The sequence below is a fragment of the Serratia sp. 2C06 genome (genome assembly GCF_050037615.1).
Lineage (GTDB): Bacteria > Pseudomonadota > Gammaproteobacteria > Enterobacterales > Enterobacteriaceae > Serratia > Serratia ureilytica.
The window spans coordinates 1,769,367-1,792,315 of the sequence record NZ_CP188299.1 but is presented as its reverse complement, the minus strand read 5'-3'; the positions used below and the strand labels follow the sequence as shown (position 1 = coordinate 1,792,315).

The 22,949-nt window shown below is 59.4% G+C and carries 20 protein-coding genes and 1 other annotated feature; of the genes, 6 read left to right on the top strand and 14 right to left on the bottom strand.

Annotated elements, in window-relative coordinates; genetic code table 11:
- Window positions 1-126 precede the first annotated feature (126 nt).
- Entirely contained in the window at window positions 127-1,251 is a 1,125-nt protein-coding gene (gene dnaJ, locus ACP3TA_RS08880) for a molecular chaperone DnaJ (RefSeq protein ID WP_004932969.1), read from the bottom strand.
- 106 nt (window positions 1,252-1,357) lie between these two features.
- The gene (gene dnaK, locus ACP3TA_RS08875) at window positions 1,358-3,271 is read right to left on the bottom strand and encodes a molecular chaperone DnaK (RefSeq protein WP_033641815.1); all 1,914 of its coding nucleotides are present in this window, start codon (window positions 3,269-3,271) and stop codon (window positions 1,358-1,360) included.
- Window positions 3,272-3,596: 325 nt separating this feature from the next.
- Between dnaK and satP the strand changes: the two genes are divergently transcribed.
- Window positions 3,597-4,196: an acetate uptake transporter gene (gene satP, locus ACP3TA_RS08870; RefSeq protein WP_033644189.1), complete on the top strand. Its 600-nt coding sequence runs from the start codon at window positions 3,597-3,599 to the stop codon at window positions 4,194-4,196.
- A gap of 43 nt (window positions 4,197-4,239) precedes the next feature.
- On the opposite strand, the gene ACP3TA_RS08865 is transcribed toward satP, so the two are convergent.
- The 3 genes from ACP3TA_RS08865 to tal form a co-directional block, all read right to left on the bottom strand.
- Window positions 4,240-5,547, bottom strand: a complete 1,308-nt coding sequence (locus tag ACP3TA_RS08865) for an MFS transporter (protein WP_033641814.1) — start codon at window positions 5,545-5,547, stop codon at window positions 4,240-4,242.
- Between the two features lie 124 nt (window positions 5,548-5,671).
- The gene (gene mog, locus ACP3TA_RS08860; protein ID WP_015376607.1) at window positions 5,672-6,259 is read right to left on the bottom strand and encodes a molybdopterin adenylyltransferase; all 588 of its coding nucleotides are present in this window, start codon (window positions 6,257-6,259) and stop codon (window positions 5,672-5,674) included.
- A gap of 151 nt (window positions 6,260-6,410) precedes the next feature.
- Window positions 6,411-7,364 (bottom strand): transaldolase, encoded by a 954-nt coding sequence (gene tal / locus ACP3TA_RS08855; protein WP_197822482.1) that lies wholly within the window; start codon window positions 7,362-7,364, stop codon window positions 6,411-6,413.
- A gap of 383 nt (window positions 7,365-7,747) precedes the next feature.
- On the opposite strand from tal, the gene ACP3TA_RS08850 reads away from it, so the two are divergent.
- Window positions 7,748-9,184, top strand: a complete 1,437-nt coding sequence (locus ACP3TA_RS08850) for an alanine/glycine:cation symporter family protein (protein WP_089194274.1) — start codon at window positions 7,748-7,750, stop codon at window positions 9,182-9,184.
- A gap of 105 nt (window positions 9,185-9,289) precedes the next feature.
- The gene (yaaA, locus tag ACP3TA_RS08845; RefSeq protein ID WP_047575391.1) at window positions 9,290-10,066 is read left to right on the top strand and encodes a peroxide stress protein YaaA; all 777 of its coding nucleotides are present in this window, start codon (window positions 9,290-9,292) and stop codon (window positions 10,064-10,066) included.
- Between the two features lie 46 nt (window positions 10,067-10,112).
- Here yaaA and thrC read toward each other — a convergent pair whose 3' ends face one another.
- The 5 genes from thrC to ACP3TA_RS08820 all read right to left on the bottom strand — a co-directional run bounded on the left by thrC (window position 10,113) and on the right by ACP3TA_RS08820 (window position 15,847).
- On the bottom strand, window positions 10,113-11,402 hold the full coding sequence (gene thrC, locus ACP3TA_RS08840) for a threonine synthase (protein ID WP_047572712.1): 1,290 nt from the start codon (window positions 11,400-11,402) through the stop codon (window positions 10,113-10,115).
- 3 nt (window positions 11,403-11,405) lie between these two features.
- Window positions 11,406-12,335: a homoserine kinase gene (thrB, locus tag ACP3TA_RS08835; protein WP_426784584.1), complete on the bottom strand. Its 930-nt coding sequence runs from the start codon at window positions 12,333-12,335 to the stop codon at window positions 11,406-11,408.
- A 1-nt stretch (window position 12,336) separates the two neighbouring features.
- A complete protein-coding gene (gene thrA / locus ACP3TA_RS08830; RefSeq protein WP_033641811.1) occupies window positions 12,337-14,796 on the bottom strand; it encodes a bifunctional aspartate kinase/homoserine dehydrogenase I in 2,460 nt (819 codons plus the stop codon).
- 24 nt (window positions 14,797-14,820) lie between these two features.
- Window positions 14,821-14,938: a sequence feature (Thr leader region), on the bottom strand.
- Window positions 14,877-14,945: a thr operon leader peptide gene (thrL, locus tag ACP3TA_RS08825; protein ID WP_099785730.1), complete on the bottom strand. Its 69-nt coding sequence runs from the start codon at window positions 14,943-14,945 to the stop codon at window positions 14,877-14,879. (Overlaps the previous feature by 62 nt.)
- A 212-nt stretch (window positions 14,946-15,157) precedes the next feature.
- Entirely contained in the window at window positions 15,158-15,847 is a 690-nt protein-coding gene (locus ACP3TA_RS08820; protein WP_033641810.1) for a tRNA/rRNA methyltransferase, read from the bottom strand.
- Between the two features lie 629 nt (window positions 15,848-16,476).
- Here ACP3TA_RS08820 and arcA point away from each other — a divergent pair.
- Window positions 16,477-17,193, top strand: a complete 717-nt coding sequence (gene arcA / locus ACP3TA_RS08815; protein ID WP_004933003.1) for a two-component system response regulator ArcA — start codon at window positions 16,477-16,479, stop codon at window positions 17,191-17,193.
- Window positions 17,194-17,244: 51 nt separating this feature from the next.
- Here arcA and creA read toward each other — a convergent pair whose 3' ends face one another.
- A complete protein-coding gene (gene creA / locus ACP3TA_RS08810) occupies window positions 17,245-17,724 on the bottom strand; it encodes a protein CreA (protein WP_033641809.1) in 480 nt (159 codons plus the stop codon).
- A gap of 342 nt (window positions 17,725-18,066) precedes the next feature.
- Here creA and robA point away from each other — a divergent pair, with 342 nt between their 5' ends.
- Window positions 18,067-18,936 carry an MDR efflux pump AcrAB transcriptional activator RobA gene (gene robA / locus ACP3TA_RS08805; protein ID WP_033641808.1) on the top strand — a complete coding sequence of 290 codons (870 nt, stop codon included), beginning with the start codon at window positions 18,067-18,069 and terminating at the stop codon, window positions 18,934-18,936.
- Here robA and gpmB read toward each other — a convergent pair.
- Entirely contained in the window at window positions 18,933-19,580 is a 648-nt protein-coding gene (gene gpmB, locus ACP3TA_RS08800) for a 2,3-diphosphoglycerate-dependent phosphoglycerate mutase GpmB (protein ID WP_025305227.1), read from the bottom strand. The two genes, robA and gpmB, sit on opposite strands and share 4 nt — an antisense overlap.
- 101 nt (window positions 19,581-19,681) lie before the next feature.
- On the opposite strand from gpmB, the gene yjjX reads away from it, so the two are divergent.
- Complete coding sequence (gene yjjX, locus ACP3TA_RS08795; RefSeq protein ID WP_033641807.1) at window positions 19,682-20,200, top strand: inosine/xanthosine triphosphatase; 519 nt, start codon at window positions 19,682-19,684, stop codon at window positions 20,198-20,200.
- Between the two features lie 11 nt (window positions 20,201-20,211).
- On the opposite strand, the gene trpR is transcribed toward yjjX, so the two are convergent.
- A complete protein-coding gene (gene trpR / locus ACP3TA_RS08790) occupies window positions 20,212-20,541 on the bottom strand; it encodes a trp operon repressor (RefSeq protein WP_016929152.1) in 330 nt (109 codons plus the stop codon).
- 54 nt (window positions 20,542-20,595) lie between these two features.
- Window positions 20,596-22,524: a murein transglycosylase gene (gene sltY, locus ACP3TA_RS08785; protein WP_033641806.1), complete on the bottom strand. Its 1,929-nt coding sequence runs from the start codon at window positions 22,522-22,524 to the stop codon at window positions 20,596-20,598.
- Window positions 22,525-22,949 lie beyond the last annotated feature (425 nt).

Genomic DNA, 22,949 nt, shown 5'->3' with positions numbered 1-22,949 from the left:
GCTCGAAAAAACCGATAAAAAGCACGAATAAGTCACATTTATATAAGGGATTAGCGGTTTGGCGCGCAAATAAAAACCCCGGGACAGAAGCCCGGGGTTCGCGCATAAGCTAACAGAAACAGAAGGTTAGCGAGTCAGATCGTCAAAGAACTTTTTCACCCCGTCGAAGAAGCTCTTCGAACGCGGGCTGTTCTTGTCGCCGGACGGGCCGCCAAGGCTCTCTTCCAGCTCACGCAACAGCTGCTTCTGCTTGTCGTTCAGATTGACCGGGGTTTCCACCACCACGCGACACAGCAGGTCGCCCTGGCTGCCGCCGCGCACCGATTTCACGCCCTTGCCGCGCATGCGGAACAGCTTGCCGGTTTGGGTCTCCGAAGGCACCTTCAGTTTCACCCGGCCATCCAGCGTCGGCACTTCAATCTCGCCGCCCAGCGCCGCCATGGCAAAGTTGATCGGCACTTCGCAGTACAGGTTGTTGCCTTCACGCTCGAAGATCGGGTGCGCCTTCACCTGCACCTGAACGTACAGATCGCCCGCCGGTGCGCCGTGCTCGCCGGCTTCGCCTTCACCCGCCAGGCGGATGCGATCGCCGGTATCCACGCCGGCCGGAATTTTCACCGACAGCGTTTTGGATTTTTCTACCCGGCCGTGGCCATGGCATTTGTTGCACGGATCTTTGATGATCTGACCGCGGCCATGGCAATGCGGACACGCCTGCTGCACGGTGAAGAAGCCCTGACGCATCTGCACCTGGCCCTGACCATGACAAGTTGGGCAGGTGACCGGCGAACTGCCCGGCTTGGCGCCGCTGCCGTGGCAGACGTCGCACTCTTCCAGCGTCGGGATGCGGATCTCTTTGGTGACGCCACGTACCGCTTCCTCGAGGGTCAGCTCCATGTTATAGCGCAGATCGGAACCGCGGCTGGCGCGCTGACGGCGGCCTCCGCCAAAGATGTCGCCAAACACGTCGCCAAAGATATCGCTGAAGTCGGCGCCGCCGCCAAAGCCGCCGCCGCCCATGCCGCCCTGTTCAAAGGCCGCGTGCCCGTACTGATCGTAAGCCGCGCGTTTCTGGTCGTCGGTCAGGACTTCGTAAGCTTCTTTAACTTCTTTAAACTTGGTTTCGGCGTCTTGCTCCTGGTTGCGGTCAGGATGGTATTTCATCGCCAGGCGTTTGTACGCCTTTTTGATCTCACGTTCATCCGCCGTCTTGCTGACGCCGAGAATCTCGTAATAGTCTTTCTTCGCCATTCTTTCGCTTACCCTTAACATGCGTGCACGGGCGCAGAGTTGCCTCGACGCCCGTGCTGGTTTCCGGGAGCGGCATCTCGGCCGCCCCGTGCCCGCTTAAGGGCGATTATTTTTTGTCTTTAACTTCTTCGAACTCGGCGTCAACCACGTCGTCTTCTTTCTGCGCCGCGTTGTCCGCGCCGGCGTCAGCACCCTGCTGAGCCTGCTGCGCCTGAGCCATTTCCAGCAGCTTGCCGGAAACCTGCACCAACGCCTGGGTCTTCGCTTCGATCTCGGCTTTGTCTTCGCCTTTCACCGCCGCTTCCAGATCTTTCAGCGCCGCTTCGATCGCCGTTTTGTCTTCCGCCGGCAGTTTGTCGCCCGCTTCTTCCAGCTGTTTGCGCGTGCCGTGGATCAGGTGATCCGCCTGGTTGCGAGTCTGTACCAGCTCTTCGAACTTGCGGTCAGCTTCAGCGTTCAACTCGGCGTCGCGCACCATTTTCTGGATTTCGTCCTCGTTCAGGCCAGAAGACGCCTTGATGGTGATCTTCTGCTCACGACCGGTGTTCTTGTCTTTGGCAGACACGTGCAGGATGCCGTCGGCATCGATGTCGAAGGTGACTTCGATCTGCGCCATGCCGCGCGGTGCCGCCTGGATGCCGTCCAGGTTGAACTGGCCCAAAGATTTGTTATCGCTGGCGCGCTTACGCTCACCCTGCAGCACGTGGATGGTGACCGCAGACTGGTTGTCTTCCGCAGTAGAGAACACCTGGCTGTGCTTGGTCGGGATCGTGGTGTTTTTGGTGATCAGCGGCGTCATCACGCTGCCCATGGTTTCGATACCCAGCGACAGCGGGGTAACGTCCAGCAGCAGAACGTCTTTCACATCACCGGCCAACACGCCGCCCTGTACCGCAGCGCCCACGGCAACCGCTTCGTCCGGGTTCACGTCTTTACGCGGCTCTTTACCGAAGAAGTCTGCGACTTTCTTCTGCACCATTGGCATACGGGTCTGGCCGCCCACCAGGATCACGTCCTGGATGTCGGAAACCGACAGGCCTGCGTCTTTCAGCGCCACTTTCAACGGCTCGATGGAGCGCGCCACCAAATCTTCAACCAGCGACTCGAGTTTGGCGCGAGTCACTTTGATGTTCATGTGTTTTGGACCGGTCGCATCTGCCGTGATGTACGGCAGGTTAACGTCGGTCTGCTGAGCGGAAGACAGTTCGATCTTCGCTTTCTCGGCGGCTTCTTTCAGACGCTGCATCGCCAGCGGATCGTTGCGCAGATCGATGCCCTGATCTTTCTTGAACTCTTCCACCAGGTAGTTGATCAGACGGCTGTCGAAGTCTTCGCCGCCCAGGTGGGTGTCACCGTTGGTCGCCAGCACTTCGAAGGTTTTTTCGCCGTCAACGTCGTCGATTTCGATGATGGAGATATCGAAAGTACCGCCGCCCAGGTCATAAACCGCGATGGTGCGGTTGCCGACTTCTTTGTCCAGGCCGTAGGCCAGAGCCGCCGCGGTCGGTTCGTTGATGATGCGCTTGACTTCCAGACCCGCGATGCGGCCGGCGTCTTTAGTCGCCTGACGCTGGGCGTCGTTGAAGTAAGCCGGTACGGTGATAACCGCTTCAGTTACCGGTTCGCCCAGGTAATCTTCCGCCGTTTTCTTCATTTTCTTCAGCACTTCCGCAGAGATCTGCGGCGGAGCCATTTTCTGGCCTTTCACTTCCAGCCAGGCGTCGCCGTTGTCGGCTTCGATGATTTTGTAAGGCATGATCGCTTTGTCGCGCTGCGCTTCTTCATCCTGGAAGCGGCGGCCGATCAGGCGCTTGATGGCGAACAGGGTGTTTTCAGGGTTGGTCACTGCCTGACGCTTAGCCGGCTGGCCAACCAGAGTTTCACCGTCCTGGGTATATGCGATAATAGAAGGAGTGGTGCGGTCGCCCTCGGCGTTTTCCAGCACGCGTGCCTTGGCACCATCCATAATTGCTACGCAAGAGTTGGTAGTACCCAGGTCGATACCAATAATTTTGCCCATCTAAACGTCTCCACTAAAAAATTCATAAGTCAGTCAGGTTGCTAACCTATATGCGGGCGATTTTTTGCTTTTCAACTGCCCGATATCTCAGTGCGACCCGCGGTTAGCAGCTGCGGTTGCAAATAAGATGGGGCCATCCAGCTCGGCATCAAGGGGCAAGGCAAAAAAAATTTCTTTTTTTATCGTCATTCAGATCATTGTTTCCGGCTGCGGGGATCATTATGATGCGCGCGCTCTGATGGAAAACTTCGATTTTTTGGCCATTCAGACCATTTATGATTTTACTTCGCTGTTTCCGTTAATTTTCTGTTATCGCAGAGGACTTATGCACACCAACAAGTTGGCGAATCCCGGCCCTCTCGGCCTGATGGGCTTCGGGATGACCACCGTCTTGCTGAACCTGCACAACGCGGGCTTTTTCCCACTGAACTCCGCCATCATCAGCATGGGGATTTTCTTCGGTGGCCTGGCCCAGATCCTGGCCGGTCTGCTGGAGTACAAGAAGGGCAACACCTTCGGCATGACCGCATTCACCGCCTACGGCAGCTTCTGGCTGAGCCTGGTCGGCCTGCTGCTGCTGCCGCGTTTGGGCCTGGCGGAAGCCACCGAGGCGCACGTGTTGGGCATCTACCTGGCGCTGTGGGGCGTCTTCACCCTGTTCATGTTCTTCGGCACCCTGGGCGCCAACCGCGTGCTGCAGTTCGTGTTCGCCAGCCTGACGCTGCTGTTCGCCCTGCTGGCCGTCGGCAACATCACCGGCAACCACGCGCTGCTGACCTTCGCCGGTTATGAGGGCATCATCTGCGGCGCCAGCGCCATCTACCTGGCGATGGCCGAAGTGCTCAACGAGCAATACGGCCGCACCGTGCTGCCGATTGGCGAACCGGCCTCGGCCCGCGTCGCGGCATCGCCGGTCACGGCGTAATCGCCCGCCCCTGACGAAAAAGCCCTGCAATGCAGGGCTTTTTTTAGCTGTAGGAACCGGCTCGCCGCTCGCCGGCTTCGCTGTTCAGGTCGCGATGCAGGTAGACACCGAGCAGCAGCCCGATAAGCGACAGCGCCAGCACATAGTAAGCGGGCGCTAACGGGGTTAATTTCATGATCAGCGTCACAAAAATAGGGGTTAAACCGCCAAAAATAGCGTACGAGACGTTATATGAGAACGAGATGCCGGTAAACCGCACTTCCGCCGGGAAAGCCCGCACCATCACGTACGGCACGGCCCCCACCACGCCTACGCTGAAACCCACCAGCGCATAGCAGGCGAACAGCATTTCCGGGCGCACGCCCACCGTCTGATAGAACAGCCAGCTGCAGCCGGCCAGCAGCAAACTGCCGACCACCAGCGTTTTGCTGGCGCCGAAGCGATCGGCCGACAAACCGGCGACGATGCAGCCGGCGATCAGCATGATGGTGGCGATGCTGTTGGCCTGCAGCGTCAGGGCCGGCGCAATGCCGAACTGTTTTTGCAGATAGGTCGGGGTCATCAGGATCACCACCACGATACCGGCGGAGAGCAGCCAGGTCAGCAGCATCGACACCGCCACTTCCCGTTTGTGGTTGAGCACCACCGATTTCAGCGGCAGCTCCTCGGCCAGCGCTTTGCGCGCCTGCATCTCGATGAAGATCGGCGTTTCCTGCAGCCAGCGGCGCAGGTACATCGCCACCAGGCCGAACATGCCGCCCAGCAGGAATGGAATGCGCCAGCCGCCGCCGGCAATGCTCTGCGGGCTAAGCGTGGTGTTGATCACCGTCGCCACCACCGATCCCAGCAGGATGCCCACCGTCAGCCCGGCGGTCAGCGTGCCGCAGGCGAAACCGATGCGCCGGCGCGGCACGTGTTCGGCGACGAAGACCCAGGCGCCCGGCACCTCACCGCCGATCGCCGCCCCCTGCAGCACGCGCATCAGCAGCAGCAACAGCGGCGCGGCGATGCCGATGCTGGCGTAGGTCGGCAGTAGGCCCATCGCCAGCGTCGGCAACGCCATCAGCAGAATGCTCAGGGTAAACATCTTTTTGCGGCCGACCAGATCGCCGAAGTGCGCCATCACGATGCCGCCCAGCGGGCGGGCCAGATAGCCGGCGGCGAAAATGCCGAAGGTTTGCACCAGCCGCAGCCATTCCGGCATGTCCGCCGGGAAGAACAGATCGCCGACCACGGCGGCGAAGAATACGAAGATGATGAAGTCGTAAAACTCCAACGCGCCGCCCAACGCGGCCAACGTCAGCGTTTTGTAGTCTTGCCGGTTCAGCCGGCGATTAGTGTCGTGAGGCATAGGGCACCGTCGGTAAAGGCTGTAAAAATAAAAGCCGCAGGCTTTCTGTAAAAGAATCCTTACTATAGCGGCAAATTATTTTCACACCAAACGGGCTGAAGCCGATCTCGCAGATTACTGAAATTTAGAGGTTTATCTCGCGACGCGCGCTCTTTGGCCGAAATGCTGCTACCACTGCGGCATGCGTTTCGACATAAGGCCCGTCGAGCAACTGAATGCAATAAGGCACGCTGGCGAAGATGCCGTGCACCACCGCATTGCCCTGCTCGTCCTTCACCCCTTCCAGCGTTTCCTTGATCGACTTTGGCTGGCCGGGCAGATTGATGATCAGCGCCTGCTTGCGGATCGCCCCCACCTGGCGAGAAAGAATTGCCGTTGGCACATAGTGTAGGCTGATCTGGCGCATTTGCTCGCCGAAGCCGGGCATCACGCGATCGGCGATCGCCAGCGTGGCGTCGGGGGTGACGTCGCGACGCGCCGGCCCGGTGCCGCCGGTGGTCAGCACCAGATGGCAGCCCATTTCGTCCACCAGCTCACACAGCGTTTGTTCAATTTGCGTCTGCTCATCGGGGATCAGCCGGGTTTCCAGCTTGAACGGCGTCGCCAGCGCGCCGGCCAGCCACTCCTCCAGCGCCGGAATGCCTTTATCCTGGTAAACGCCGCCGGAAGCGCGGTCAGAAACGGAAACCAAACCAATACGTAAAATATCCATGCGTAACCTCTACAGCCTGATGGGGTCCGAACGGGTTCGTCTCCCGTTCTGTTGTCATTGCCGAGAGTATAAGGGCTTCCCCCGCCGGCGGGAGCGTCGGGCATAAAAAAAGGTGGCCTGAGCCACCTTTTTACTGCGCGATCTGCCGGAATTACAGCAGGTCGGCGATCATTTTTTCCAGTTTGCCCTGGTCTACGGCGAATTTGCGGATGCCGTCGGTCAGTTTCTCGACTGCCATCGGATCCTGGTTGTGCTGCCAGTAGAACTCAGGTTCGGTCAGTGCGGCAGGACGCGCCTTCACTTCACCGGTGTAAGACAGTTTGCGCTCCAGCACGCCTTCGCTCTCTGCCAGCTCTTTCAGCAGCGCAGGGGCGATGGTCAGGCGGTCGCAGCCGGCCAGCTCGATGATTTCGCCAACGTTGCGGAAGCTGGCGCCCATCACTACGGTGTTGTAACCGTGTTGTTTGTAGTACTGGTAAATCTCGGTCACGGAGATCACGCCCGGATCTTCGTGCGGCGCGAACTCTTTCTTGTCGCCGTTGGCTTTGTACCAATCGAGGATACGGCCGACGAACGGCGAGATCAGGTAAACGCCGGCTTCGGCGCAGGCGCGAGCCTGAGCGAAGGAGAACAACAGCGTCAGGTTACAGTTGATGCCTTCTTTCTCCAGCTGCTCCGCCGCGCGGATGCCCTGCCAGGTCGAGGCCAGTTTGATCAGAATGCGATCGTTGCTGATGCCGGCTTCGTTGTACAGCTTGATCAGGCGCTTGGCCTTGGCCACGCTGGCGACGGTGTCGTAAGACAGACGCGCATCAACCTCGGTGGAGATGCGGCCCGGAACCAGTTTGAGGATCTCCAGACCGATGTTGACCGCCAGCTTGTCAGCGGCGTCGGCGATCTGCTGCTCGCGATCGCTGCTCTGGCCGCGCGCCCAGGCGATGGCTTCGTCAATCAGTTTGCGGTATTCAGGAATTTGGGCTGCATTGAGGATCAGCGAAGGGTTGGTTGTGGCGTCCTGCGGTTGATACAGCTTCATTGCCGCGATATCACCCGTATCTGCAACCACTGTAGTCAGCTGGCGCAGGGAAGTTAATTTGTCGGTCATGTTGGCATTATCTCATCGTTTGTGCATGAACTTTTGGCATTGTTCAACCATGCCCTGCCCTGATAATAACATGCGCCAAGCCCGGCGCAAGGCTGGAAAACCGCGGCGCGCAAGCATCTGTTTTATCCTTGGGCGAGCAACCGTTTACGCCGATATCTTTCGCCATTACCGAGCGGATGGAAAGGCAATAACGTGCTATTGCCCGAATAAATTATGTTAAATTCGAAAAAATTGATGCAATTCGTCCGCTAATCTGCGAAAAATCTTAATCGACTGACGCCGGACCGATTCCAGCTAAGCTCTTGTAAAAAATAGGCCAATGTTTTTCACCTGCGGTGGATGCTGCCAGGTGCGCATTAAATTTCGATAAGAGGAGGGATCCCTTGACGGACCTGATGAACTTTATAAACAATATTTTGTGGGGGTCGGTGCTGATTTATCTGCTGCTCGGCACCGGCATCTACTTCACGTTGCGCACCCGCTTTATCCAGCTCCGCCACTTCAGCCACATGTTCTCGGTGTTGAAAAACAGCAATAAAAGCGACAGCGCCGGCATCTCCTCTTTCCAGGCGCTGTGTACCACGCTGGCGGCGCGCGTCGGCACCGGCAACCTGACCGGCGTCGCCATCGCCCTGACCGCCGGCGGCCCCGGCGCCATCTTCTGGATGTGGGTGGTGGCGTTTATCGGCATGGCCACGTCATTTGTGGAAAGCTCGCTGGCTCAGCTCTACAAAACCAAAGACGACAACGGCAACTACCGCGGCGGCCCGGCCTATTACATGGAAAAGGGACTCGGCATGCGCTGGATGGGCGTGCTGTTCTCCATTTTCCTGATCATCGCTTTCGGCCTGGTGTTCAACGCCGTACAGGCCAACTCCATCGCGCAGGCCTCCGCCGTCGCCTTCCATTTACAGCCGCTGCACGTCGGTATTGGCCTGGTGCTGCTGAGCGGCGTGGTGATCTTCGGCGGCATCCGCTCCATCGCCAAAGTGGCCGAGCTGGTGGTGCCGCTGATGGCCGGCGCCTACCTGCTGCTGGCTCTCTGGGTGATTGGCCATAACATCGAGCACATGCCGGCGATCCTGACGCTGATCTTCAAAAGCGCCTTTGGTCTGCAGGAAGCCGCGGCCGGCGCCGTCGGTTACGGTATCTCCCAGGCGATGACCCAGGGCGTGCAGCGCGGCCTGTTCTCCAATGAAGCCGGCATGGGATCGGCGCCCAACGCGGCGGCGTCCGCCTCGCCTTATCCGCCGCATCCCGCTTCACAGGGCTACGTGCAGATGCTCGGGGTATTTATCGACACCATCGTCATCTGCAGCGCCACCGCGGCGATCATCCTCTCTTCCGGCATTCTCGATCAGCCGACCGACAGCATCAGCGGCATCGATCTGACCCAGCGCGCGCTGTCGACCGCCGTCGGCAGTTGGGGGACTCCGTTCGTCGCCATCGCCATCTTCTTCTTCGCCTTTACGTCGATCATCGCCAACTACGCCTATGCCGAGAGCAACCTGGTGTTCCTCGAGCACAACCACCCAGGCGGCCTGTTGATTTTCCGCTGCGTGGCGCTGGGCATGGTGATGTTCGGCGCGCTGGCGGAGCTGCCGCTGGTGTGGAAAATGGCGGATACCTCCATGGCGCTGATGGCGATCACCAACCTGACGGCTATCTTGCTGCTGTCGCGGGTCGCGCTGAAGCTGGCCGACGACTACCATCGCCAGCGCCGCCTGGGCAAGCTGCCGACCTTCGACGCCAACCGTTATCCGGAGCTGAAATCGCAGCTGGAGCCGGGCGTGTGGGACGGCAAGCAGCCACCGCGCTGAGAATTCCGGGGCGCGTGCGATGCGCGCCCCGCCTATTGGACCGATAGCCCCTTTTTCCCGCGCTTTTTGCTACAGTATGCGCACTTGGATAAACAGGATCTGGCCATGCTCGTTATTATTTCACCTGCAAAAACGCTCGATTACGACAGCCCGCTGGCGACAAAACGCTTCACGCAGCCCGAACTGCTGAGTAAGTCTAAGCAGCTTATCAACATTTGCCGCGAGCTGACGCCGGCGCAAATCGCCAGCCTGATGAGCATCAGCGACAAGCTGGCCGGGCTGAATGCCGCGCGCTTTAGCGAATGGCAACCGACATTTACCCCGGACAACGCCCGTCAGGCGCTGCTGGCGTTCAAGGGCGACGTCTACACCGGCCTGCAGGCGCAGGACTTCAACGAAGCCGATTTCGACTTCGCCCAGCAGCATCTGCGCATGCTGTCCGGCCTGTATGGCGTACTGCGCCCGCTCGATCTGATGATGCCGTACCGGCTGGAGATGGGCATCAAGCTGGAAAACCCGAAGGGCAAAGATCTGTACAGCTTCTGGGGCGATCAGATCACCAAAAAGCTCAACGAAGCGCTGGAGCAACAGGGCGACGACGTGGTGGTCAACCTGGCGTCAGACGAGTATTTCAAAGCGGTGAAGCCGGCCAAGCTGCACGGCTCGCTGATCAAACCGGTGTTCCTCGACGAGAAGAACGGCAAGTTCAAGGTCATCAGCTTCTACGCCAAGAAAGCGCGCGGGTTGATGAGCCGCTTTATCATCAAAAACCGCCTGACGCGCAGCGAGCAGCTGGCGGACTTCAACCTGGAAGGCTACGCCTTCGACGAAGCCGCCTCGCAAGGCAATGAACTGGTGTTCAAACGCCCGGAGCAGGCATAAAAAAAGCCGTCGCAAGACGGCTTTTCGCATTTTACCCTGCCGAACTTCAGGCCGGCAGCCCCATCAGGAACTTGCGCAGCTCGCCGAAGTTAGCTGGCAGCGTGTGCGACAGCAGCGGCAGCTCAGCCCGCAGCGCCAGCGCTTTCGGCAACGGCAGTTCCTGGCCGAGTATCGCTTCCACACTCTCTTTAAACTTGGCCGGATGCGCGGTGCCGAGGAACAGGCCGAACTCCCCTTCCTGCAATTGGTCACGCAGCGCACGGTAGGCGATGGCCGCGTGCGGTTCGGAGATATAGCCCAGCTCGGCCAGCTCACGCATCGTGTCTTTGGTGGTCTCGTCGCTGACCGCCGCGTGACCCAGCTCCTTCAACTGCCAGACCTTGCGACGGAACAGCTCTTCCACGCGCGGCCAGTTGTTCGGCTGGCTGACGTCCATGGCGTTGGACAGCGTCGCGACCGTAGCGTGCGGCTGCCACTGGCCGCTGGTCAGGAAGCGCGGCACGGTGTCGTTGGCGTTGGTGGCGGCGATGAAGCGCTTCACCGGCAGGCCCAGCGATTTGGCCAGCAGCCCGGCGGTCAGATCGCCGAAGTTGCCGCTCGGCACCGAAATCACCAGCTGATTGCGCGCTTCCTGCGGCAGCTGCGCCACCGCTTCGAAGTAGTAGCAAATCTGCGCCAGCAAACGGCTGATGTTAATCGAGTTGGCCGAGTTCAGGTGCAGCGCGTCTTTCAATTCCTGATCGTCGAACGCCTGCTTCACCAGCGCCTGACAAGCATCGAAGTCACCGTCGATCGCCACGGTGTGAATGTTGCCGCCCAGGGTACAGAACAGCTTTTCCTGCAGCGGGCTGATTTTGCCCTGCGGATACAGGATCACCACCCGCACGTTTTTCAGGCCGTAGAAGGCGTGCGCCACGGCGGCGCCGGTGTCGCCGGAGGTGGCGGTCAGAATGGTCACCGGCTGCTCGCCGGCCACTTCCGCCAGCATCTGCGCCATAAAGCGGCCGCCGAAGTCTTTGAACGCCAGCGTCGGGCCGTGGAACAGCTCCAGGCAGGAGACGTCATCGGTCACTTTCGCCACCGGCGCCGGGAACTCAAAGGCGGCCTGCACGCGTTTCTTCAGCGCCGTTTCCGGCACCTCTTCGCCGATAAAGGCCGACAAAATGCGGCTGCTGCGGGTGACAAAATCCTGCTCCAGCAGGTGGTCGATTTCGGTCAGTTCGAACTCCGGCAGATCCAGCGGGAAGAACAGCCCCTGTTGCTTGCCCAGGCCTTGTTTGATCGCCTGCGCGAAGCTGACCTGCTCGTTGTGATCCTTAAGGTTGTACAGTTTCATGCGTTATCCCAGTAGTCGAGCGCCTGCGGTATCCAGACGGCAAATATGAACAAAACCTTCGTCGTTTTGCAGATAGTGTTGTTGCAGCCAGGCGGCCATGCGTTGCGCGGTGGCGCCGTCATTGCAGACGGCGAACAGCGTCGGGCCAGAGCCGGAGATGCCGCAGGCCAACGCGCCGATCTCCTGCGCCGCCTTGCGCGCTTCGGCGAAGCCCGGCAGCAGCCGGGTGCGGTACGGTTCGGCGATCACGTCCTGCATCAATTTGGCGGCCAGCTGCGGCTGCCGGGTATGGCAGGCGTGAATAAAGCCGGCCAGATAGCGGCCATGGCTGATGCAATCCTGACGACGGTATTGCGCGGGTAAAATGGCGCGCGCTTCGGCGGTGGACACTTTGATGCCCGGATAGGCCATAACCCACAGCCAATCGTCAAAGCACGGCACCTCCTGGCTGATAATGCCTTCTTCTTCCAGCATCAGCTGCAGGCCGCCCAGATAGCAAGGCGCCACGTTGTCGTAATGCACGCTGCCGGAAATGCGCCCTTCCAGCTCGCCCATCAGGCCGAGCAGCGTCGTCTTATCCAACGGACGATCGCAGAATTCGTTCATCGCCATCAGCCCGGCGACCACCGAACAGGCGCTGGAACCCAGCCCCGATCCGATCGGCATGTTCTTTTCCAAACGCATCGCCACCGGCACTTCGCGGCAGATCTCCTGGCAGAAGCGCTCCCAGCATTGATAAACGATGTTCTCTTTCGGCTCGGCCGGCAGCTTGCTGACGAAGCGCCCGGCATTCTGCAAACTGAACGTCTCGGCGGCTTCGACGCTGACGCAGTCGCCCAGCAGCGTGCCGTCGATCGGCGAAACCGCCGCGCCCAGCACGTCGAAACCGACGCTGACGTTGCCGATCGAGGCCGGTGCATACACCTTAACCATATTAAACTCCCAACTTCCATGACAGTGTGCGCAGCAGATCGGCGAATACGCCCGCTGCGGTCACATCGTTACCGGCGCCGTAGCCGCGCAGCACCAGCGGCAGCGGCTGATAGTAGCGGCTGTAGAAGGCCAGCGCGTTCTCGCCGTTCTTCACTTTATACAACGGATCGTTGCCGTCCACCGCCTCAATGCGCACCTTGCAGCGCCCTTCGTCGATCAGGCCGACATAGCGCAGCACCTTGCCTTGCTCGGCGGCGTTGGCCACGTTGCGCGCGAACTCTTTATCCAGCTCCGGCAACCGCGCCAGGAAGGTGTCCACGTCGCCCGACGCGTCGAAGGATGGCGGCAGCACCGGCTCGACCTCGATATCGCTCAGTTCCAGTTTATAACCGGCCTCGCGCGCCAGGATCAGCAGCTTACGCGCCACATCCATCCCGGACAGATCGTCGCGCGGATCCGGCTCGGTGTAGCCGTTGGCCCGGGCCTGCAGGGTCGCCGCCGACAGCGACAGCCCTTCGTCCAGCTTGCCGAAGATAAAGGACAGCGAGCCGGACAGGATGCCGGAGAAACGCACCAGCTCATCGCCGGCGTTCAGCAGATTTTGCAGGTTCTCAATCACCGGCAGACCGGCGCCGACGTTGGTGTCGTACAGGAACTTGCGATGCGAACCGGCGGCGGCCGCGCGCAGCTGCTGATAATAGTTCATCGACGAGGTGTTGGCCTTTTTGTTCGGCGTCACCACATGGAAGCCGTCCGCCAGGAAGTCCACGTACTGATCGGCCACCGCCTGACTGGAGGTACAGTCGACGATCACCGGGTTCAGCAGGTGATATTCCTTCACCAGCCGGATCAGACGACCGAGATTGAACGGCTCCTGCGCGCCGGCCAGCGCGTCGCGCCAGCTGTCCAGCGCGATGCCGTGCACATTGGTCAGCATCACGCGCGAGTTGGCGATGCCGCACACCCGCAGATCGATATGTTTTTGCTTCAGCCACGGCTGCTGGCGATAGATCTGCTCGATCAGCGCCCCGCCGACGCCGCCGACGCCGATGACGAACACTTCGATCACCTGATCGGTGTTGAACAGCATCTGGTGGCTGACGCGCACGCCGGTGGTGGCGGAATCATTGCTGACCACCACCGAAATGGAACGTTCGGAAGACCCTTGGGCGATGGCGACGATATTGATGTTGGCGCGCGCCAGCGCGGAGAAGAAGCGTGCGGAAATGCCGCGCAGGGTGCGCATGCCGTCGCCGACCACCGAGATGATCGCCAGGCGTTCCATCACGTCCAGCGGATCCAGCACGCCGTCTTTCAGCTCCAGATAGAACTCCTCTTCCAGCGCGCGACGAGCGCGCTGCAGTTCACCCTGCGGCACGCAGAAGCTGATGCTGTATTCGGAAGAGGATTGGGTGATCAGCACCACCGAAATGCCGGCGCGCGACATCACGGCGAACACCCGTGCGGCCATGCCGACCATGCCTTTCATGCCCGGGCCGGAGACGTTGATCATCGCCATGTTGTTCAGGTTGGTGATGCCCTTCACCGGCATATCGGCATCGGTGCTGTCTTTGCCGATCAGCGTGCCGGGGGCCTGCGGGTTGGAGGTGTTTTTAATCAGGCAAGGGATTTGGAACTGGGCAATCGGAGTGATGGTGCGGGGGTGTAACACTTTGGCGCCGAAATAGGAAAGCTCCATCGCTTCCTGGTACGACATCGATTTCAGCAGCCTGGCGTCCGGCACGGTGCGCGGATCGCAGGTATAAACGCCGTCGACGTCGGTCCAGATCTCGCAACAGTCGGCGCGCAGGCAGGCGGCCAGCACCGCGGCGGAATAGTCGGAGCCGTTGCGGCCCAGCACCACCAGCTCGCCCTTGTCATTACCGGCGGTGAAACCGGCCATCAGCACGATGTGATCGGCCGGGATCGCCGCGGCGGCGATGCGCAGCGTAGACTCGGCGATGTCCACGGTGGACTCCAGGTAGTGGCCCTGCGCCAGCAGTTTCTCCACCGGGTTAATCACCGTGACCGGATAACCTTTGGCGCGGAACACCCCTTCCATGATGGCGATGGAGAGCTTTTCGCCACGGCAGATGATCGCCGCGTTCACGCTGTCCGGGCACTGCCCCAGCAGCGAGACGCCATGCAGCACCTGTTTGAGCTGCGCGAATTCCTGATCGACCACGCCTTTCAAACGATCGTATTCAAAGCCCGGCAGCGCCTGCGCCAGCCCGCTCAGCAGGTCGGCAAAGATCCGCTCGGCGTCGCTCATATTCGGCAGAATGTCCTGGCCCGCCACCGTTTTGTCGATCATCGCCACCAGATGGTTGGTGATCTTTGCGGGGGCGGACAAGACCGTGGCTACCTGTCCCTGACGCGCGTTACTCTCCATGATGTCGGCGACGCGCAGAAAACGTTCCGCATTCGCTACCGAGGTTCCGCCAAATTTCAGCACTCGCATTTGTGATCTCTCCGAATTTAAGCCGAAAAAAAAGCCCGCACTGATTAGGTGCGGGCTTTTTTCTGTGTTTCCTGTGCGCGTCAGCCCGCCCCGTTACCTGTGGTATCGGTGGTGGTAATAATTGTGGTAGTCAGGCTGATATTGCGCATGTTGTCTGTCTGTCTCATGAAATACTCTGTCCCCTCTATTGGTTAAAGCAATCGCTATCCCAAGTCAAACGATTTCTTTTTTTTGCTTATTTTCCGTTCAGCGGCGGTAATGCGCGATGCAACAGGTGAAAAGCGAAATGACAGAACAAAAAAACAACCTAAAGCCGGTTTAATAGTGGATCACACTGAGTAACCGCCTGCTGGAGCCGCTATCACTTGGCGAGTTTTTTTTCGATGTCGTGCAGCAGCGTATGCAGCATCGCCGTATCTCGCTGCGGCAACGCACCGAGGCGCTGGTGCAGCCAGTCGCGCAATTTTTGGTCATCGCCGACCTCCAGGGCATCCAACAAAGCATCGGCGCGGCGGCGCAACGCCCTGAGTTGCCCTTCAGGCGCCGCAGCCTCCTGCGGCGCGGCGTTGACGCCCATCAGGCTCGCCAACTGGTAGCAGTACACCATCACCGCCTGGCCCAGATTGAGCGACGGATAGTCCGCCTGCATCGGCACGCCGGTCAGCAAATCCGCCAGCGCCAGCTCTTCGTTGGTCAGGCCGGAATCTTCGCGGCCGAATACCAGCGCGGCCTGGCCGACCCACTGCTTACGCTCACTCAGCTGTTCCAGCAGCTCAGGCGGCGTGCAGTAGTAGTGAAAACGCGCGCGACTGCGGGCGGTGGTGGCGACGGTGAAATCCACATCCGCCAGCGCCTGTTCCAGCGTGGCGAACGTTTGCACGCCGTCGAGGATCTCGCCGGCCCCATGTGCCACCCAGCGCGCCGCCGGCTGCAGATGCGCCTCGCTGTCGACGATGCGCAACGAAGCGAAACCCATGGTTTTCATCGCGCGCGCCGCCGCGCCGACGTTTTCCGGCCGCGCCGGAGCCACTAGAACAATATGAAGCTGCATCACTCTTCCACCGAAGGCGGGCCTGCGTTTTTGACGATAGCGCAGCGCCCGCATGTATTTACAATTGCGTAACAATAAACGCGTTAATAGCAACAAACAAGATTAAACGGCTCGTTGAGCTAATAAACCTGTCGTAATAGTCATTATTCATGCTTATGTTTTACTGCATTTATTTATCAATGAGTTAAAACAACGCAATGATCAATAAGCGAATAATTGTATCCTATCGGGCCGGATAATGCTGAATCGTTCACAGAATTTGAGGTTCTGTGACTTAAACTGGCATTTCTGTAAGTGTTTTTCACAAATCTGTTAACGTGCTACAATTGAATTTGATATATGTCAACAAAGCGTAGTTTTGTTGGGTGATGAATTCGGCACGCGCTGTTATATTGCTGTTAATGGGGTTAGGATATGCGCCGTTTTGGCACCCAAGGGGTTGTAGGGAACGGCATCCCCACCAGGCTAGCGATCTTGTTGACATGAGATGGAAAGTGCATCAAGAACGAGTTTACGTACTTTAGTCATTTGCTGAGAGGGAACGTGGCGCTATCTCTGCCCTCCTCTAAGAAAACAGAGACTTCTGTACTTCCTATTTTCTATTTTGTTGGCAATTTTAGGTAGCAAATATGCAGACCCCGCACATTCTGATTGTCGAAGACGAGTTAGTCACTCGTAACACCCTGAAGAGCATTTTCGAGGCGGAAGGCTACATTGTTCATGAAGCCAATGATGGTGCAGAGATGCACAATATCCTGTCTGAAAATGATATCAATCTGGTCATCATGGACATCAATCTGCCAGGCAAAAACGGCCTGCTGTTGGCGCGCGAACTGCGTGAACAGGCCAGCGTCGCCTTGATGTTCCTGACCGGCCGCGATAACGAGGTGGATAAAATCCTCGGCCTGGAAATCGGCGCCGACGATTACATCACCAAACCGTTCAACCCGCGTGAGCTGACCATCCGCGCGCGCAACCTGCTGTCGCGCACCATGAATCTGGGCAGCCTCGGCGAAGAGCGCCGCCTGGTCGAGAGCTACAAGTTCAACGGGTGGGAGCTGGACATCAACAGCCGCTCTTTGATCAGCCCGGCCGGCGAACAGTACAAGCTGCCGCGCAGCGAATTCCGCGCCATGCTGCACTTCTGCGAAAACCCGGGCAAGATCCAGTCCCGCGGCGAACTGCTGAAGAAGATGACCGGCCGCGAGCTGAAACCGCATGACCGCACCGTGGACGTCACCATCCGTCGCATTCGCAAGCACTTCGAATCGACGCCGGACACGCCGGAAATCATCGCCACCATCCACGGCGAAGGCTACCGCTTCTGCGGCGATCTGGAAGAGTAATTCCAGCCTGCCGTCATGAAAACGGGGTTCAGCATGCTGAACCCCGTTTTTTTATTTTGCCTCAGCCCACGGCATGATCGGCACCGCGCTCAGCGCATTCTTCGGCGAGCCGTCGATCACCTTGTCGGAGTAGCTCAGGTAGATCAGCGAATTGCGTTTGGCGTCGTAGAAGCGCACCACCTGCAGCTTCTTGAACACCAGCGACGTGCGTTTCTGGAACACCACATCGCCTTCCGCCTTGCCGTTTTTGATCTTGTCACTCAGCTCGATAGGCCCGACCTGCTGGCAGGAAATGGCCGCGTCGGCGGTATCTTCCGCCAGGCCCAGCCCGCCTTTGATGCCGCCGGTTTTGGCGCGGCTGATATAACAAGTTACATTTTTAACATCCGGATCGTCGAACGCTTCGACCACGATTTTGTGGTCCGGCCCCAACAATTTAAACACCGTATCAACGGAACCCACTTGCTCCGCCTGTGCGCTTCCCACGGTTGCGCAAACCAAACCGAATAAAAATATCCAGCTTTTTTTCATTTACTTAACTCCGATATAACCTTGCCGCGAAAATGGGCTCGGCGATCACCATTATTTATGTCTAAGCTCACGGAATTGGGTTTTTACGGGTCCGCACCGTCCGTTTTAGCACAGAGCGTGACAAAAATCTTTGAGAGTCGCGGAGGAAAAAAATTGCTATGATGCGGCGTCGTTATTTCTTTGCGCCCACTACGGTGTACCCCAATCCAACTCTGGCGCGGCATGCGCAGCAGAGGCAAAGAGTGCAACCCATAATGGCTCATGGATCGGTCTGATAGCGCAGCACCAGCGTGACGAATCAACAGTTCGGGTTCCTACCCCCAAGCTTTACGAGGAAGTTCTATGGATCAAGCCGGTATCATTCGTGATCTGCTTAGCTGGCTGGAAAGCCATTTGGACCAACCCTTGTCGCTGGATAACGTGGCGGCCAAGGCTGGCTACTCCAAATGGCACCTGCAACGGATGTTCAAAGATATTACCGGTAATGCCATCGGTGCTTACATCCGGGCAAGAAGGCTGTCCAAGGCCGCCGTCGCGCTGCGCCTGACCAGCCGGCCGATTTTGGATATCGCTCTGCAATATCGCTTCGACTCGCAGCAGACCTTCACGCGCGCCTTCAAGAAACAGTTTGCGCAAACGCCGGCGCTGTATCGCCGCGCCGAAGACTGGAACGCGTTCGGCATCTGCCCGCCGATCCGTCTGGGGGCCTTCACTCTGCCGCAGCCCGAGTTCCTCTCGTTGCCGGATAAGCATCTGGTCGGCCTGACCCAAAGCTACTCCTGCACGCTGGAACAGATCACCACCGTGCGCACCGAGCTGCGCTCGCAGTTCTGGCGCCAGTTCCTCGGCGAAGTCGAAACCTTGCCGCCGGTGCTGTACGGGTTGCACCACTCGCGTCCGAGCCAGGAGAAGGACGACGAACAGGAAGTGCTGTACACCACGGCGCTGGAGCCGGATCAGGTGCCTGATAAAGTGCAGGAAGTTCAACCGCTGGTGCTGCCGGGCGGCGAATTTGCAATGTTCAGCTATGAAGGGCCCATCGGAGGCCTGCAGGACTTTATCCTGACGGTCTACGGCACTTGCCTGCCGGAGCTCAAACTGACGCGCCGCAAAGGACACGACATCGAGCGCTTCTACCCGAAAGGCGAGCGCCGTCCGCATCAGGCGCCTACCGAGATCAAGTGCGATTACCTGATCCCGATTCGACGTTAACGCTGCAGTTCGTCCAACGCGGGCATGTCCAGATGCGTGACATCGCCCGCCGTTTCGACGATCCAGCCGGAAGCCAGCCACGGGCTCTGCTGGTGATCGACGCGCGACAGTGAGCAGTTGCGCAAGCGCAGGCGACGTTCCGCATAGGCCGGCAGCCCGAGCACCGTACTGATCAAACACCCCAACGCGATGCCATGGCTGACGAGCAGCGGCTTGCTGCCCTCCGGCAGCATCAGGCAGCTCTCCAGCGCGGCGCGCATGCGCTCGCCCAGCTCCTCCATGGATTCGCCTTGAGGGATACGGCCGTCAGGAGTACCATCGACCATCTGTTTGCGCCACTGTTCTTCCTGCGGCGTCAAACTGTCGATCAGGCGTTCTTCCAGAACCCCCATGTGCAGCTCACGCAAACGCGGATCGCCAATCACTTCGCAGCCACAGGCTTCGGCGATGATCTGCGCGGTGCGGCGCGTGCGCCCCAGGTCGCTGGTAATGATATGCGTAATGCCTTCTTTGCTGACACGCCTGGCGACCAGACGGGCCTGGTGTTCCCCCATGGCGGTTAACGGGCTGTCGGACTGACCCTGGATGCGGCGAGCCGCATTCCATTCCGTTTCGCCGTGGCGAACGAGGTATACCTGTAACATTTTTGTTTTCCGTTATACTGCGTGAAATTTGCGTTTATCCCCGGCCCGGCGGCGCTTTTGCCGCTGCCCGGCGTATCGGCCAGAAGGATATCAAACCCGTTATGTACCATGTTGTCGCTGCAACTACCAACCCGGCAAAGATCAAGGCTATTCAATTGGCCTTCGATGACGTCTTCGGCGCAGGCCAATACCGCATTGAACCCGTCGACGTCGCCAGCGGCGTTTCGCTGCAGCCGATAGGCAATCACGAAACGCGCACCGGTGCGCGTCAACGCGTGATGGAAGCGCGCCAGGTCAGGCCCGAGGCCGATTTTTGGGTCGGCGTGGAAGCCGGGATTGAAGAGAATATGACCTTCGCCTGGATGACCATCGAGAACCCGTCCATCCGCGGCGAATCCCGCTCGGCGAGCCTGATGCTGCCGGAAGTCATCTTACAAGGTATTCGCGAAGGCCGCGAATTGGGCAGCGAAATGGCGACGATCACCGGCAACGCCGAGGTGAAGCGCCAGGGCGGCGCCATCGGCGTCTTCACCGACGGCCGGCTGAGCCGCACCAGCGTTTATCATCAGGCGCTGCTGCTGGCGCTGGTGCCGTTCCACAACGCCATCTATCAGCAATAACGCAGAGTCTGCTAGGGCGCGTCGTGCAGCAGCTGCTGCTCAAGCCACTGTTTCAGCGCGGGTGAAGCCGCTTTCAGGCTGTTAGAACCGCGGGTGATGGTGGCGATCCCCGCGCCCAGTTCATTTTTCAGCTCGCGCTGGCTCATCTCGCCGCGCATCAGTTCCTGAATGATCCGCACCCGGGTGCCCAGCGCGGTGCGCTCGTCCGGCGTCAGCATCAATTGCAGCAGCGGTTGATGCAGTTCTTGCGCAAACGAATTCTGCAGCAGCGCGACGAAGCGCAGCCAATCCTCATTGCCTTGTTCTGAAAGAGCGGGGTCGTTTAACGATAATTGCGTCATGGCAGCCACCATACTATTTAACTAGTACAGCAGCATACCATAGGGCCGTCAAAATCAATAACGTCTCTGCCACTCGGCGTCGGTCAGCACCTTGGCTGGCCGGTGCGTCAGATAGCGGTAAAACGCATCGTAAGCCAGCACGTTCTTGACGTAGCCGCGGGTTTCCGAGAACGGAATGCTTTCGATGAACGCTACCGGATCGATCCGCCCCGCGCTGTTGCCCAGCCAGGTGTTCACTCGCGACGGGCCGGCGTTATAAGCGGCGCTCGACAGAATGCGGTTGCGGCCGAACTGCTGATAGACCGACTCCAGATAGCTGGTGCCGATGGTGATGTTGGTCTGCGGATCGAACAATTGGCTCGGCCCGACATAGCCGGGAATGTTGTACATCTGCACCGTATGCTGCGCGGTGCGCGGCATGACCTGCATCAGGCCGGAGGCGCCGACCGGCGACTGCGCCTTCGGATTCCAGGCGCTCTCCTGACGCGCGATCGCCATCGCATAGCTGCTGGTGATCCCCTTGTCATCGGTGGCGCGGCGGAACTCCTGCGGCCAGGCGACCGGGAAACGCTCTTCCAGATGATCCCACAGCTTGCCGACGATGGTCGCCTGCACGCTCAGATCGGCCCATTTTTGCTCAAAGGCGTAACGCGCCAGCGCCTCTTGTTCAGGCCGGCTGCGGCTGGCGACATAGGAACCCCACTCGCTGCGGGCCAGGTTGTCCATATTCCAGTACATCAGCTCGCGCACTCGGGCCACTTCCGGCCCGTCGGTCAGCGACGCGCGCGGCTTGGCCGCCACCGCCACCATCACCGGATAGGTTGCGTTCAGCTTCTGCGCCGCCACCATCGGATAGAAGCCGCGTTCGGTCATCAGGTTGCGCAACATCTCCTCGCCTTCGGCGCGTTTGCCTTCGTCCATCAGCTGACTGGCGCGCCAGTAGCGCCACTCATCCTTGTTGCGCGACTCTTCCGGCAAGCGAGCCAGCCAGGTCGCGACGCCCTGCCGATCGCCGTTGCCCAGCGCCATGCGCACCCGGCGCTCCAGCAGCGAAGGCGAACGGCTGCGCAGAATCACCTGATCGCGCCACTGCGCCTGTTCATAGGTAGCGTCGCTGCCCATCAGGCGCCAGGCCACCGCCTCTTCCAGCCCCAGCCGCTCCTCGTCGCTCATTTTCTGCAGCCGCGCGAGCGTCGGGATCATCGCCCGCGCGTTTTCCACATCCTGCCGCGCCAGGCGCTCAAAGGCGATGCCGGTGGCGGCACGGGTAAAGTCAGTCGGCCCTACGCTGCGGGCGAAGGCTTCCACGGTGGTCGGATCGTTTTGCAAGCGCACCAGAGCGTTGCCCATGGTTTGATAGTCGGCCGGCAGTTGGCTGTAGAGGTTGCTGACCAGCGAGCTGTTGCCCTCTTTCAGCGCCAGCTTCATGCGCGCCAGAATATCGAGCGGCGTTTGCTTGCCTGCGCCGCGCCAGACGCTGAACAGCCGATCGCAGGCGCTCGGCAGCGTTTTGCCGTTCAGCCACAGCTCGTCGGCGCCGCTCCAGGCCGCCTGCTGGTCGCCGGTAGCCCATTTGGCGTAGTAATAGTTGCAGCGCGCCGCCACCGGTTTGGGCGGCTGTGGGCTGAAGGCCAGCAGGGTGCGCCAATCTTCGCGCCGCGCCAGTTCATTGACGAAGCGCGGCGCCAGCGATTTCGCCGGCGGCAGCGTCGGGTTGCGTTTGATAAAGTCGTTCACTTCGGAGAACCCCGCCTGACTCAGATCCTGAGTCAGCTCGCGGTATTCCAGATAAGGATAAAGCGGGTAATCGCGCAGCGTCGGCATCAGCTGCGCCACCACGTCCATCTGATTGCCGTCCCACGCCTGCTTGATCTGCTGGTAGCGCTGACGTTGCGCATCCAGAGAATCCGCCAGCGCCGCGCCGGAAAACGCCGTCAGGCACAGCCCCATCGCCAACAGCCGTCGCTTGTCCACCTTGACCATCCTCGCTCTTTCCTCACTGATTGTGCCGCGGGAGCCGCCCAGCTCCCCGGTAACCGCCGCGCCACGGCGCCGCAGAACAAAATAAAACCGGGCGCACGGCCCGGACGCAGATATCTACCATAGACAGCGCAATCGCTCATCCATTCAATACTGTAGAAGAAGAAGTGTATCGCCATGATCGGAGCCAGGTAAAAAACGTTTACTTTGGCTGACAAATCAGGGCGGCGAGATATTATCGCCGGCCGGATTTTTATTAGCCGCAACGGCGTTTATTGGAAAAGTAAAATACTTTCTAATTATTAGTTATCACATTATTGCATTTAAGAGATAGCGCCGACGTTGCGCAAATCGCCTGACAGCTGGCCAAACGCGCCAACTTTGCAGAAAAGCGGTGGCAAACCCGAGAGGGCATTTTTATACTATCA